The organism is Sphingomonas sp. 2378, from assembly GCF_038084995.1.
Taxonomy (GTDB): Bacteria; Pseudomonadota; Alphaproteobacteria; order Sphingomonadales; family Sphingomonadaceae; genus Sphingomonas.
The window spans coordinates 33,906-47,209 of record NZ_JAXCMJ010000003.1 but is presented as its reverse complement, the minus strand read 5'-3'; the positions used below and the strand labels follow the sequence as shown (position 1 = coordinate 47,209).

Here is a 13,304-nt window from a genome sequence, read left to right as displayed (position 1 = left end):
TCATTGTCCCATGGGGCGTGCCGCCACCGCCTCGGCGATCAGCGCGCGCAACGCAAGCAGGAATCCGGTCAGGTCGGCCACGCCCGAGGGGATCGCCTTGCGCAGCGTGGCGAAGCCGTGGATCGTGCCCCGAGCCTCGCGGAAACTGACAGCCACCCCGGCGCGGACGAGCGCCGCGGCATAGGCGCGGCCCTGGTCGCGGATCGGGTCGCACTCGGCGGTGACGATGACAGCGGGCGGCATGGCGGACAGATCGCCGCGCATCGGTGCCGCGCGCACATGCTGAAGGTCGGCGGCATAGCAGGCGACGAACCAGTCGAGCATCGCGCGGGTCAGGAAATGGCCGTCCGCGAAGTCGCGCAACGACGGATGCGCACGGCCCATATCGCTGGCGGGATAGAGCAGCCCCTGTGCCAGCACCGGCACGGCGGCGGGGCGGTCGCGCAAGGTCATCGCGGTCACCGTCGCCAGCGTTCCGCCCGCGCTGTCGCCCATCAGGACCAGCCCCGTGGTGCCGGGCTGTTCCGCCAGCCAGCGCGCCGCCGCCTCGCAGTCGTCCGGTGCGGCGGGCCAGACATGCTCGGGGGCCAGCCGATAGTCGAGCGAGACGACCGGCAGGTCGAGCGTCCGCGCGATCTCGGCGGCGAGCGGCGCATGGGTATCCACGTCGCCCAGCACGAAACCGCCGCCATGCAGGAACAGCACGACCGGCCCCGCCGCCCGATCCTCACGCGGATCGAACAGCCGTGCGGGCATCGCACCGTCCGGCCCCTCGATGATGAAGCGGCGGTCTGTGCCCAGCGGCCCGATCGGCGGGTCGGTCAGGTCGCGGGCCGCGCGCATCATCGCCCGCGCGGCCTCCGGGCCCAGATCCTGCTGGGGCGGGCCGGGCAGTCGGTTGTAATAGCCGAGAAAGCGGGCGACATCGGCGCGCAACTCGGGCAGCGGGGCCGGGGCCCTCCTATCGCGGGTCATGGCACCCTAACTAGGGCGCATGATCCATGTCGTCCATCACCCGGCCTATGTGACCGAGGCTCCGGCCCGCTCCACCTATCGCTGGGGCAAGAATGGCGCGATCCGCGATCTGTTGCGGCAGGAGGGGGATGCGGTGGCCTGGACCGAACCCGCGCTCATGCCATCCGAATGGATCGAGGCGGTGCACGATCCCGATTATGTCGTCGAAGTGCTGGAGGCGCGCGTGCCGCCGGAGAAGACGCGGCGCATCGGCTTTCCGATCACCGAGCAGGTGGCGTACCGCGCGCGGGCGGTGCCGGGGGGAAGCTGGACCGCCGCGATGCTGGCGCTGCGGCACGGCTTCGCCGCCAATACAGCCGGGGGTAGCCATCATGCGCTGGCCAATACGGGGGCGGGCTATTGCATCTTCAACGACCTGGCGATCGCCGCGAACCGGCTGGTCGAGGAGGGGATGGTGGCCCGTGTCGCGATCGTCGATTGCGACGTGCATCAGGGCGACGGCACCGCCGCGCTGACCGTCGGGCGGAGCGATATCGTCACCTACTCCATCCATGCCGAGAAGAACTTCCCGGCGCGCAAGGCCCGCTCGACGCTCGATGTCGGACTGCCCGACGGGGTGGACGATGACGGCTATCTGGCAGCGCTGGACGCCACGCTCCGCCCCTTTCTGGACGAGCACCGGCCCGACATCATCCTCTATCAGGCGGGAGTCGATCCTTTTGTCGAGGATCGGCTGGGGCGATTGTCGCTGACCCGCGAAGGGCTGGTGGCGCGTGAAAATCTGATCGCCGATCTGGCGCTGGCGCGGGGAGTGCCGCTCGCGAGCACGGTGGGCGGCGGTTATGGCGACGATGTGATGGCGATCGCGGAGCGACACGTGACCGCCATACTGACGCTCGGCAAACGATTGGGCGTCAGGGAACCGGGGGACAAGCGAAGCGTAGCGCTGGGATGAATGCTGCCCCCTCCATCCTGTGGTTTCGCCAGGATCTCCGCCTTCACGATCAACCCGCGCTGCTGGCGGCGGCGGCGGGGCCGGTCATTCCGGTCTATATCCTCGACGATGACACCCCCGGCGACTGGCGGATGGGCGCGGCGCAGCGCTGGTGGCTGCACCACAGCCTGACCGCGCTGGCCGGGGATCTGGAAGCGCTGGGCAGTCGCCTGATCCTGCGGCGCGGGCCGGCGGTGAAGACGCTCCAGGCTCTGATGAAGGAAAGCGGGGCGGAGGCGATCCACGCCATCCGCCATTACGAACCCTGGTGGCGTGCGGCGGAGGAGGAACTGGGCGAGGCGCTATGCCTGCATGACGGCAATCATCTCGCGCGACCCGAACTGGTCACGACCGGCGGCGGCAAGCCGTTCCGCATCTACTCCGCCTTCTGGAAGGGATTGCAGGGCCATCTGCCGCCCGAACACCCGCTCGACCCGCCCGAGGCGCTGACCGCGCCTGCGCATTGGCCGAAGAGCGAGACGCTGGCCGACTGGGCGCTGCTGCCCACCAAGCCCGATTGGTCGACCGGCTTCGATGCGGACTGGACGCCGGGCGAGGCGGCCGGGCGCGAGCGGATCGCGGATTTCGTCGCCAAGGCGACCGCCTATGACACGGCGCGCAACATGCCGTCGGAGGAGGGAAGCTCCCGTCTGTCGCCGCACCTGCATTTCGGCGAGGTGTCGCCCCGCGCCGTCTGGTACGCGCTCGACCGGCACGCCGATACCGAGACGTTCCGTAAGGAACTCGCGTGGCGCGACTTCACTGATGGCGTGGTGATGGCGCTGCCCGACTATGCCGATCGCAATGGGCGCGAGGCGTTCGATCGCCTGCCCTGGCGCAAGGGGAAGGAGGCGGATGCCGATCTGAAGGCCTGGCAAACGGGACGCACCGGTTATCCCATCGTCGATGCGGGGATGCGGCAGCTCTGGACGACCGGCTGGATGCACAACCGGGTGCGGATGATCGCCGCCTCGTTCCTGATCAAGCATCTGTTGATCGACTGGCGCGAGGGCGAGCGCTGGTTCTGGGACTGTCTGGTCGATGCGGACTACGGGAATAATTCGGTCAACTGGCAATGGGTCGCGGGGACGGGGATCGACGCGAATATGTTCGGCCGCATCATGGCCCCGCTCACCCAGTCGGAGAAGTTCGACGCGGGCGACTATATCCGCGAATGGGTACCGGAATTAAGGCACCTGCCCGATGCCGCGATCCACGATCCGGACGTGGCGGGGTGTCGGCCCAAGGGCTATCCCGCCAAGATCATCGGTCATCGCGAGGGCCGCGAGCGGGCGCTGGCAGCGGGGAAGGCGGCGCGGGGATAGGCCGGGGCGTGCGCTTCGACTTCGCTCAGCGCGAACGGGGTGGGTGGCGTGACCCCAACTTCCATTCGGCATGAGTGTCGTCGAAGGCCGAGCGATGACTGGGATACTCGGCGGAGCGGAGCGCGTGCGCTTCGACTTCGTTCGGCGCGAACGGGGGTGGATGACTTGCCCCAACCTCCGTTCGGCCTGAGCGAAGTTGAAGGCCATGGGATGAGATCTGACCTACCCGAAACACAAACGGCCAAGGCAAACCCTTACCGCTTCCGCCGACACGCATCCGAACAATAGACTACCTGATCCCAATCCCGCGCCCATTTTTTCCGCCAAGTGAAGGGCCGCCCGCAGGCCTGGCAGGTCTTGCTCGGCAGATTCTGCTTGGCGACCCCGTTGGGCATCAGCGGGGTTCGCCGGCCAGGAAGGTGCTGACGTCGGCCAGATCGACCGTCTTGTCGAGATAGGTCCGCCCGATCCCGCGCGCGAGCAGGAAGGGCAGGGTGCCCGCCGCCATCTTCTTGTCGTGCTTCATATGCTCGACCAACGTCGCGGACGGTGCATCGATCCCGGCGGCGGCGAGGCCGTCGGGCAGGCCGATCGCGCGCAGATGCGCCGCGACCCGCTCCGCATCCTGCCGCTCGCAAATTTCCTTGCGGACCGAATAGCGAAAGGCGAGCGCACAGCCCGCCGCGACGCCCTCGCCATGCAGCAGCCGATCGGAAAAACCAGCCTCCGCCTCCAGCGCATGGCCGAAGGTGTGGCCGAGGTTCAGGAGCGCGCGGATGCCGTTCGTCTCATGCTCGTCCGCCGCCACGATCCGCGCCTTGGCCGCGACCGAATGCGCGATGGCATGGACCCGCGCGTCCGCATCGCCCGCCAACAGCGCGGGCGCGTTCGCCTCGCACCATTCGAAAAAGGCGAAATCGTCGATCAGGCCGTATTTGACGACCTCCGCATAACCGGCGCGCACCTGGCGCGCGGGCAGCGTGTCGAGGACTTGCGGGTCGATCAGCACCATGGCGGGCTGGTGGAACGCGCCGATCAGGTTCTTGCCCGCCGAGGTGTTGATCGCGGTCTTGCCGCCCACCGACGAGTCGACCTGGGCCAGCAGCGTCGTCGGGATCTGCACGAAACGGCACCCGCGCTTGACGATCGAACAGGCGAAACCGACCAGATCCCCGATCACCCCGCCGCCCAGCGCGATGACATGGTCCGACCGCTCCACCCCCAGTTCCAGCAACCGGTCGCAGACATGCTCCAGCATCGCCCAGCTCTTGGTCTTCTCGCCGGGGGGCAGGATGATCGCTTCGCTTTCGACCCCGGCGGCGGACAGCGACGCCTGCAACGCTTCGAGGTGGGGGCGGACATTCTCGTCGGTCACGATCGCCATGCGCCGCCCGCGCGCCAGCGGGGCCAGCCATTCGGCGGCGCGGGGCAGCAGCCCGGCCTCGATATGGATGGGATAGCTGCGGTCGCCGAGCGACACGGTGACGGTCTTCATCGTCCGATGGCTTTCAATATGGCGTTGACGGTGGCCTCGTGGGGCCCGCGCTTGCTGGTGACGTGGATGGGGGCGAGGGCATAGATCGGGTTGCGGACCGCCGACAATTCGCGAAGCACCTTCAGCGGGTCCTTGCCGCGAAGGAGCGGGCGGGTGTCGCGCCGCCTGACCCGCTCGGCCAGCACCTCGGGCGTCGCGTTCAGCCAGATGGCGGTCGCCTGTTCCAGGATCAGCGCGCGCGTCTCGTCGTTGATGAACGCGCCGCCGCCGGTCGCGATCACCTTGGGCCGACCATCGACCAGCCGGGCGATGACCCGCCGTTCTCCGTCGCGGAAATAGGGTTCGCCGAACTGGGCGAAGATTTCGGACACGCTCATGCCCGCGGCTTCCTCGATCGCGGTGTCGGCATCGACGAAGGGCAGGCGCAACCGATTCGCCAGGCGGCGGCCCACGGTCGACTTGCCCACGCCCATCAGCCCCACCAATACGATGGGCGACCCGTTCCAGCTTGCATCTACAGGGTTGTGGCTTTGCAACATTGCACTGTGCGCTATACAGCGGGCGCGCGCCCGGCAACACCGGCCGGGCTTTCACGGGTCCATTATAAGGTTTAGCGTTTCATGTCCCGTATGGTCGTTTCGCTCATCGTCCTCCTCGTCGTGATCGTCGGGGGGCTGTTCCTGCTCTCGGGCCGGGCGACCGAACGGCCGACGACTCAGGTCGAGAAGGCGGTCTCGCTTGGCAACCTGCAATAAGCGGAAGGCCGTTTTCCGCCATCTGCCCCGCGCCGTCGCGTTTCTGATGGTCGGGGCCGCCGCACTGGCGGCGGCGCAGGATCGGCCCGAATCGCTGCTTCCCCCGGGCTTCGGCCAGCCGAGCGCGCCGCCGAGTCCCCGGCCGACGCCGCGCGGCACGGCGACCCCGCGCGTGGCGCCGGGAACCGCTCCGACGCCGGTGGCCGTACCGACGCCCGCGCGGACCCCGGCCGATCCGGTCGGAGCGCTGATCGAATCGCTATCCACCCCGACGCCCACGCCGACCCCGTCGCCCAGCGCGACGATCGATCCGCGCACGCTGGCGGAGTATGAACTCCCCGCCTCGGCACGGCGGTCGCTGGCGCTGGTCGGCCCTGCCGGTCCGCGCGAGGGCGCATTGGACCAGCGGGTGTTCGCGGGCGCGGACGGACGGGTCGCCGAGGCGTTGATGCGGCGTCTGTCCGCCCCTCTGCCGTCGCGCTGGACCTCGATCCTGCTGCGCCGGACGCTGGCCGCGCAGATGATCACGCCGCGTGGCGTCAACGGCGCGGACTTCGCCGCCGAGCGCGCATGGCTGTTGCTCCGCATGGGCGAGGCGCAGGTGGCGCGCGCGGTCGTCCAGTCGGTCGATGTGGGCAACTACACCCCCAAACTCTATCAGGTCGGGATGAACGCGCTGCTCGCGTCGAGCGATCCGGCGGGGCTCTGCCCGCTCGCCGATGGCGGCGCCGCCGCCACCGGGCTGGGCGGCTACCGGGTGGCGCAGGGTATGTGCGCGGCGCTGTCGGGCGAGGCGGCGCGGGGCAGCGCCATCGTGCGGCAGGTCCGGCGTCAGCGTATCGCGGACGATTTCGACCTGAAGCTCGCCGAAAAGCTGATGGGGTCGAGTGCCGGGGGGCGTCGGGCGGTGTCGCTCGACTGGACCGGCGCGGATCGCCTGACGGTCTGGCGCTTCGGCCTCGCGACCGCGACCGGGTTGGGCGTGCCGCCCGAATATCTGTCCTATGCGGGCCCGCAGGTGCGCGGCTGGCTGGCGACCTCGCCCGCCGTTGCCGCCAGCGACCGGGCGAGCGTGATCGATCAGGCGGCGAGCATGGGCGTGCTGTCCAACGCCGCGTTGGTCGATTTCTATTCGGCGCTGGCGGACGACGACCAGGCCAGCCGGGCGTCGGGCGCGATCGGCAATGACCTGCGCAACGCCTATGCTGCCAATGACGAGGGGCAGCGGCTGTCCGCGATCCGTTCGCTCTGGGGCGATGACGATCGCACGCCCTATGGTCGGTTGATCCTGACGGCGCGCGCGGTGGCGCGGCTGCCCGTGGTGTCGTCCGACGGCGATTCGGACCGGCTGGTCGCCTCGATGCTGTCCGCCGGGCTGGACCGGAGCGCGGCTCGCTGGCGCGGTGCCGTCAAGCAGGGCGGCGACGCCTGGGCGATGATCGAACTCAGCGACCCGGACCGGCAGGGGCAGGTCGGCTATGACCAGGTCACGGCCTATGGCGGCAATGGCGACGCGCTGAAGCAGCGCCTGTTCTTCGCCGGCATGGCGGGGCTGGGCCGCTTGTCGCAGGGCGACACCGAACGCGGTGCCGAGGCGCTGGACGTGCGGATCGGGCAGCGCAACGCCTGGACCCAGGCGCTCGACCAGGCGGTGGCGGATGAGCAGACCGGCATGGTCGTGCTGCTCTGCGCGATAGGGATGCAGACCAACGACTGGCGCGGGGTGCCGCCCCAGGCGCTGTACCGGATCGTCCAGGCGCTGCGCTCGGTCGGGCTCGACACCGATGCGCGGATGATCGCGGCGGAGGCGATCGCGCGGGCATGATGTCTCGCGACGCCGCGCTCCTCGACCGGTTTCTGGAAATGATGGCGGCGGAGGCGGGCGCGGCGGGCAACACGCTGGCCGCCTATCGCTCGGACCTGCGGCTGGCGGGCGAGGCGATGGGCGGGCTGGCCGATGCGGATGAGGGCGCGCTTCAGGCGCTGGCCGATGGCTGGGCCCGGCTGGCCAATGCCACCGTCGCGCGCAAGGCGGCGGCGCTGCGGCGCTTCTACGCCTTTCTGCATGAGGAGGGGCTGCGGCCGGACGATCCCTCGACAGCCTTGCCGCGCCCCGGCCAGCGTCGAAGGCTGCCCAAGGTGCTGAGCCATGCCGATATCGACCGGCTGTTCGCCGCCATTGCCGAGCGGACCTCTATGCCGCATCCCTTGCCCAATGATCTGCGACTCGGCGCGCTGATCGAACTGCTTTACGGGTCGGGACTGCGCGCGAGCGAACTGGTCGCGCTTCCGCGCAATGCGGTCCATCCCGACCGGCCTTTCCTGATCCTGAAGGGCAAGGGCGGGGCGGAGCGGATGGTGCCGATCTCCGACCGCGCGCGCGCGGCGGTCGCCGCGTGGCGGAACCATGTGCCCGCCGACACGCCATGGCTGTTTCCCGGCGGCAAGAAGCATCTGACCCGCATCCGCCTGTATCAACTGGTCAAGGCGCTGGCGGCGGAGGCGGGGATTCCGCCCGACCGGGTCAGCCCGCACGTCCTGCGCCACGCCTTTGCCACGCATCTGCTGGGCGGGGGTGCGGATTTGCGCGCGGTACAGGCGATGCTGGGCCATGCCGATATCGCCACCACCGAAATCTACACCCATGTCGAGGCGGCGCGATTGGTCGAACTGGTCAACGCACGCCACCCGCTCGTTGATTTTCGGAACAAGCGCCCTTAGGCGCTAGGCCCATGTCAACGACCTTCCTCGATTTCGAGAAACCGATCGCCGAGCTTCAGAGCCGGATCGACGAACTGCGCGACACGACCGCCGAAGGGACGGTCGATATCGGCGCGGAGATCGCCAAGCTTCAGGCCAAGTCGGACAAGCTGCTGCGCGACACCTTCGCCAGGCTGACCCCCTGGCAGAAGACTCAGGTGGCGCGCCACCCGCAGCGCCCGCACTTCAAACATTATGTCGCCGGGCTGTTCGACGAATTCGTGCCGCTGGCGGGCGACCGCGCGTTCGGCGACGATCAGGCGATCATGGGCGGCTTCGCCCAGTTCCGGGGCCAGCGCGTCATGGTGCTGGGCCATGAAAAGGGTGAGGATACCGCCAGCCGCCTGCGCCACAATTTCGGCATGGGCAAGCCCGAGGGCTATCGCAAGGCGATCCGCCTGGTCGAACTGGCCGACCGATTCGGCCTGCCCATCGTGACGCTGGTCGACACGTCCGGTGCGTTCCCCGGCATCCAGGCCGAAGAGCGTGGCCAGGCGGAGGCCATCGCGCGTTCGACCGAAGCCTGTCTGGCGGCGGGCGTGCCGGTCGTCTCGGCGATCGTCGGCGAGGGTGGCTCGGGCGGTGCGGTGGCGCTGGCGGCGGGCAACCGGGTGCTGATGTTCGAGCACGCCGTCTATTCGGTGATCTCGCCGGAGGGCTGCGCCTCGATCCTGTGGCGCACGGCGGACAAGGCGGCGGAAGCGGCCGAGGCGATGCGCGTCACGGCGCAGGATCTGAAGAGCTTCGGCGTCATCGACACCATCGTGCCCGAGCCGGTGGGCGGCGCCCATCGCGACCCGGCGGCCGCGATCACCAATCTCGGCGATGCGATCCAGAAGGCGCTGGGTGATCTGGGCGGCGTCGGTCGCGATGAGCTGAAGCGCGGTCGAGCCGCGAAGTTCCTGGCGATGGGTCGTCTTTAAGCGGATCGGGGACGGATGACGCCGCGCGCGTCATCCCGGACCTTGCCGGGGCGGCATCGTAAGGCGCGAACGCCTCGATAGCCCCAAGACAAAACTTCGGTCGCTGGTGACGATCGCATCGCCGCGATCGGTCGGGCGGGGGATATCTCGACCCGTTGCCCTGTCTTAAAAAACACTTCGGCCGGATTGCGTGCTGTCCGTAAAGGCGCAATCCGACCGAAGGGAATTTCCGCAATGTGGCGGACCCGGGCTGAACCGATGGCGACGACGTCAAGCCATGCGGTCAGCCCACCGGATCAGCCCGTCGGATTCGCCAGCTTGCCGCTGATGTTGTTGAACGAGGTGTTCAACTGGGTACCGAGACCCTTCATGGCGCCGATGGCGGCGACGGCGATCAGGGCCGCGATCAGGCCATATTCGATGGCCGTCGCACCCTTGTTGTTCTTCAACATCTTGCGGATCGTCTTCATTCCGGTCTCCGTTGTCTCTAGTGCTTTGTCGATCACCCGGCTGAGCCGGAGAGCCGGATCAGCTTCGGGCCATTTAAGCGCTAAGTGGTTGACGAAGGCTTAAGTTTGCAGCCTTCGTCATGAAATCTAACCGGTGGCGTTCTGGAGATGATCGGCCAGCGTCTGCATGACGCCTTGCAGGCTTATCCCCAGTTGAGACAGGCCCACGATCAGGACCAGCATTATGCTGGCGATGATCAGGCCATATTCCACAGCGGTCGCGCCGCGCGTATCGGCGCAAACACGTCGCATGGTGCGGAGGATCGTGAACGCTTTCATGGTGTCACCGGCATAAGGGGGAAGAGTTAAGAAATGGTCGATAGAGCCGAAGCGGAGCCGATCGCGGCCACGCCTCTGTTTCCCGTCGTGGCCGCGGCCCTGGTCGATGAAGCAGGACGGGTCCTGCTGCAACAGCGTCCGGCGGGAAAGAGTTTGGCCGGGCTGTGGGAGTTTCCGGGGGGCAAGATCGAGTCGGGGGAAAGTCCGGAGGCGGCGCTGATCCGCGAACTTCACGAGGAACTGGCGATCACGGTCGAGCCCGCCGCTTTGGAGCCCGCCGGGTTCGCGACCGAGCCGCTGCCCGGTCGTCATCTCCTGCTGCTTCTCTATGTCATACGACGCTGGTCGGACACGCCGGTCGCGCTGGAGGCGGACGGCCTGATCTGGTGCGAGCCGGCGGCGATGGACGCATGGCCCATGCCGCCCGCCGATGTGCCGCTGGTCCGCCAGCTTAGCGCCTACCTTGCCGACAGCACCAGTTGCGTCGGCGACGTGGACAGCGGAACGCTGTAACCGCCGCGCTCCATCATGCCTCGATCGGGGCGATAGGTCCGGGCACCGGGCGTCGTCGTCTCGACGAACAGCCGCGCTGTCGGTGTCGCGGGATCGGCGGGGTCCAGGGTCAGGCGAACCGTCCGCGTCGCCGGGTCATAATCGACCGCCGCGATCTTGCCCGCTTCCAGCGTCAGCCAGAGTCCGGCGGGCGCGACGAAGAAGCGGCTGCGCGCCCCGTCGCGTGGCTCGACATGGATCGTACCGCCGCTCTGCGACAGATTGCCGCCATAGCTCAGCCAGCCGAGCGCGGGGTCGTCGACCAGATAGGTCGCCGCCGCATAGGCATGGCCGAAAAAGCCCATGCCGTAGTCGCCGCTATACGGGTCCCACTCCATCCGGTCGGGCCAGCTATGGAAGGCCGCCGAAGAGGCGCCCTGCTGATCGATATTGGTGATCCCGCCGAGCAGCCCGCCATAGGCGACGCGCAGCAGATGCGTGTCGCGCGGATCGCGGCGGAAGGAATCGAACAGCGGAATGGCGTTCAGCGTCGATCCGTAATGATGGATTTGCCGCTCCAGCCGGGGATATTTGCCGCCGTAGAGAAAGTCCCAATAGCGGCGCGCATTGCCGTTATAGCCCCAATGCGGGATCGAAGGGTCATAGCCCAGTATCACCTCGCGCGTGACGTCCGCCTGCGGGCCGTATCCGAAATAGCGCATCCAGGCATAGACCTCCGCCTGGCCGGTCGAGTCCCATGCCATCTCGCTGCCGAACGGATATTTCAGGGTGCGCCAATGGTCCGCGCGGCCCTTCATCAACCGCTCGACCTCCTCCGCCTTGGCCGTCCAGCCTTCGCGCTTCAGGTCGGTCAGGATGTCGACGAAGACATCGCCCTCCATCAACCCGAACTGCGCATAATGCGGCGCGTCGCGCATCATCGCGACGATGGTCTGATAGGCATGGTCGAGATACCAGTCCCAGCCATGCACCTTGGTCATGCCGGGATGGTTGCGGGCGATGCGGTACAGCACCCAATGCCCCGCCGCGACATGAGGGTAGTTATAGGCGCGGCCCAGATCGTCGGCCTGGTCCTTCTTCCACGAGGTCCAGCTCTGCCAGTCCTTGGCGGGCTGGTAGCGATCGGGGAAGGCGGCGGGGTCGTAGTAGAACAGGCTCTTCTTCACCCCGCCCGCATGGGGGCCATCGGCGACCTGAAGGCGGCCGACCACCGTCTTGTCGACCAGCTGCTCGATCCGCGCGATCTCGGCGGCGTCGGGATTGTCGAGCTGCTTCATCACCGCCGCGACCCAGCTTCCCGCGCCGCCCTCGTCGCTCATCCCCGAAATCCAGACGCGGGGATCGTCGGTGACGATCCGGTTCGCCTCGCGGTCATAGGTCAGGATGGCCGGGGAGCGGCCAAAGGGATCGTTCTTGCCCTCGAACCACTGTCGCGTGGTCGAGAAGCGGCCCAGATCGGCCATGGTCCGCTCGAGCGGCTTGGTGACGAAATACTGCACCGTCTGAACGCTGCCATCGGCATAGTTGAGGGTCAGGCGCGCCCGGCCCCATCGCTTTCCGCGCACCGACAGCCGGGTCCATCCGGGTTTGCCGGGCTGACGCGTCACCTCCAGCGCGCCCGCCGGATAGCTGGCGATGTTGGTAATGGCGGAGGCTGCGCGGACGAACAGGGCGGCGTCGAGGTCGGTCGGCACGACATAGCCCGGAACACCCACCACCACCGGGCGCGCCTGTGCCGTCAGCGTCCGTTCGATCCCGCGAATGCTGGGCGAGGCGGCGAAGCGCAGACCGATGCGGCGGCTCTCGCCCGGTGCCAGGCGGAAACTGGTCGCCTCGTTCCAGGGTTGCCCCGCCTTGGCCCAGTCGGTCCGGGCATAGGCCGCGCTGGCGACCGTCCAGTCGTAAAATCCTTCCGAGGTCTGCGCACGCGGGCTCGCCTCGACGATCACCGCCTTGCCGCCCGTCTCGCGCATCGTCGGGACGGGGACATAGGCCTCCAGCGGGGTGTTCCGCTCGGGCAGGACCAGCAGGGCCGGGCCCGCGCCGTTCAGGCGGGTGACCTGAACATAGCCCGCATCCTGCCCGATATAGGGATCGGCGAAGCTCGCCTGGGCATGGGCCTGTTCCAGCGTGCGGTCGGAGATGATGTTGTCGAACACCATCGGCATGCCCAGTCCGCCGACCTCGACCGGATCGCGCGACGCGTTGGTCAGGGTGAAACGCAGGGCGGGCACGCCGCCCTCATTCACCCATTCGCGGGTGATGCGCAGCGGCAGGCCGGTGCCCATCGTCGCGGTGATGTCCGCCGCCGCCAGCACCCTGCCGCGCGCGGGGAGAGGCCTCACCGGCCTGCGGTCGCGGGATGAGGAATAATCCTGCCACGGTCCCGCGCGGATGCGGAGCCGCAGATGGATATCCCCGAGATGGTTATAGCCATTGCCCGCGCGCTCCTTCGATCGCCCGACCGGCAGGAAGTCGAAGCCGGGTGTGCCGATCGGCGATAGGCTGCGCGCCGTCTGGCTGGCGGGGTCGAGGCGCAGGCGGAACGCGCCGACACGCAGGGTGGACGTGGCGGAACGCACCGGAACCGCACGGCGCTTGGGCGTTTCCGCCGATCCCGCGCCTTGCCAGGCCGCCGCCATCGACAGGGTCGCCAATGTGACCGGCAGGAGCCGCAAGAGCTTGTGACGCATCGAAATTCTCTCCCTGTCGGGGTTCGCCGCGCCGCTGTTCGTCACGATTGACCCCCATGTCATCGCCCGATATGGTATACAGT

At 68.2% G+C, this 13,304-nt stretch carries 14 protein-coding genes; 7 read left to right on the top strand and 7 right to left on the bottom strand.

Annotation, left to right across the window (positions count from 1 at the left end):
• The gene (locus SM191_RS02505) at window positions 1–975 is read right to left on the bottom strand and encodes an alpha/beta hydrolase (RefSeq protein ID WP_307000104.1); all 975 of its coding nucleotides are present in this window, start codon (window positions 973–975) and stop codon (window positions 1–3) included.
• 19 nt (window positions 976–994) lie between these two features.
• Between SM191_RS02505 and SM191_RS02500 the strand changes: the two genes are divergently transcribed.
• Together SM191_RS02500 and SM191_RS02495 are read left to right on the top strand one after the other, a co-directional pair.
• Window positions 995–1,930, top strand: coding sequence for a histone deacetylase family protein (locus SM191_RS02500; protein WP_341504834.1), 936 nt, complete (start codon window positions 995–997; stop codon window positions 1,928–1,930).
• Window positions 1,927–3,294 carry a cryptochrome/photolyase family protein gene (locus tag SM191_RS02495; protein WP_341504832.1) on the top strand — a complete coding sequence of 456 codons (1,368 nt, stop codon included), beginning with the start codon at window positions 1,927–1,929 and terminating at the stop codon, window positions 3,292–3,294. The genes SM191_RS02500 and SM191_RS02495 overlap by 4 nt, the downstream gene beginning before the upstream one ends.
• A 254-nt stretch (window positions 3,295–3,548) precedes the next feature.
• On the opposite strand, the gene SM191_RS02490 is transcribed toward SM191_RS02495, so the two are convergent.
• From SM191_RS02490 to SM191_RS02480, 3 genes are read right to left on the bottom strand one after another with little or no spacing between them, the layout of a single operon-like run.
• The gene (locus SM191_RS02490; protein ID WP_341504831.1) at window positions 3,549–3,689 is read right to left on the bottom strand and encodes a DUF2256 domain-containing protein; all 141 of its coding nucleotides are present in this window, start codon (window positions 3,687–3,689) and stop codon (window positions 3,549–3,551) included.
• Window positions 3,689–4,789, bottom strand: a complete 1,101-nt coding sequence (gene aroB / locus SM191_RS02485; RefSeq protein ID WP_341504830.1) for a 3-dehydroquinate synthase — start codon at window positions 4,787–4,789, stop codon at window positions 3,689–3,691. The genes SM191_RS02490 and aroB overlap by 1 nt, the downstream gene beginning before the upstream one ends.
• Window positions 4,786–5,328, bottom strand: a complete 543-nt coding sequence (locus SM191_RS02480) for a shikimate kinase (protein ID WP_267432595.1) — start codon at window positions 5,326–5,328, stop codon at window positions 4,786–4,788. The genes aroB and SM191_RS02480 overlap by 4 nt, the downstream gene beginning before the upstream one ends.
• A gap of 81 nt (window positions 5,329–5,409) precedes the next feature.
• Between SM191_RS02480 and SM191_RS02475 the strand changes: the two genes are divergently transcribed.
• Genes SM191_RS02475 through SM191_RS02460 form a run of 4 tightly spaced genes read left to right on the top strand, consistent with a single transcriptional unit; the run spans window position 5,410 to window position 9,227 of the window.
• A complete protein-coding gene (locus SM191_RS02475; RefSeq protein WP_267432596.1) occupies window positions 5,410–5,544 on the top strand; it encodes a hypothetical protein in 135 nt (44 codons plus the stop codon).
• Complete coding sequence (locus tag SM191_RS02470) at window positions 5,528–7,369, top strand: hypothetical protein (protein WP_341504828.1); 1,842 nt, start codon at window positions 5,528–5,530, stop codon at window positions 7,367–7,369. The genes SM191_RS02475 and SM191_RS02470 overlap by 17 nt, the downstream gene beginning before the upstream one ends.
• Window positions 7,369–8,265: a tyrosine-type recombinase/integrase gene (locus SM191_RS02465; protein ID WP_341504946.1), complete on the top strand. Its 897-nt coding sequence runs from the start codon at window positions 7,369–7,371 to the stop codon at window positions 8,263–8,265. The genes SM191_RS02470 and SM191_RS02465 overlap by 1 nt, the downstream gene beginning before the upstream one ends.
• 11 nt (window positions 8,266–8,276) lie before the next feature.
• Window positions 8,277–9,227 carry an acetyl-CoA carboxylase carboxyltransferase subunit alpha gene (locus SM191_RS02460; protein WP_341504827.1) on the top strand — a complete coding sequence of 317 codons (951 nt, stop codon included), beginning with the start codon at window positions 8,277–8,279 and terminating at the stop codon, window positions 9,225–9,227.
• Window positions 9,228–9,523: 296 nt separating this feature from the next.
• On the opposite strand, the gene SM191_RS02455 is transcribed toward SM191_RS02460, so the two are convergent.
• Both SM191_RS02455 and SM191_RS02450 read right to left on the bottom strand, forming a co-directional pair.
• Entirely contained in the window at window positions 9,524–9,697 is a 174-nt protein-coding gene (locus tag SM191_RS02455) for a Flp family type IVb pilin (RefSeq protein WP_307000120.1), read from the bottom strand.
• Between the two features lie 126 nt (window positions 9,698–9,823).
• A complete protein-coding gene (locus tag SM191_RS02450) occupies window positions 9,824–10,015 on the bottom strand; it encodes a Flp family type IVb pilin (RefSeq protein ID WP_341504826.1) in 192 nt (63 codons plus the stop codon).
• A 33-nt stretch (window positions 10,016–10,048) separates the two neighbouring features.
• On the opposite strand from SM191_RS02450, the gene SM191_RS02445 reads away from it, so the two are divergent.
• Window positions 10,049–10,528 carry a (deoxy)nucleoside triphosphate pyrophosphohydrolase gene (locus tag SM191_RS02445; RefSeq protein WP_341504825.1) on the top strand — a complete coding sequence of 160 codons (480 nt, stop codon included), beginning with the start codon at window positions 10,049–10,051 and terminating at the stop codon, window positions 10,526–10,528.
• Here the strand turns inward: SM191_RS02445 and SM191_RS02440 are convergent.
• Window positions 10,474–13,221: a DUF5695 domain-containing protein gene (locus SM191_RS02440; RefSeq protein ID WP_341504824.1), complete on the bottom strand. Its 2,748-nt coding sequence runs from the start codon at window positions 13,219–13,221 to the stop codon at window positions 10,474–10,476. The genes SM191_RS02445 and SM191_RS02440 overlap by 55 nt on opposite strands.
• Window positions 13,222–13,304 lie beyond the last annotated feature (83 nt).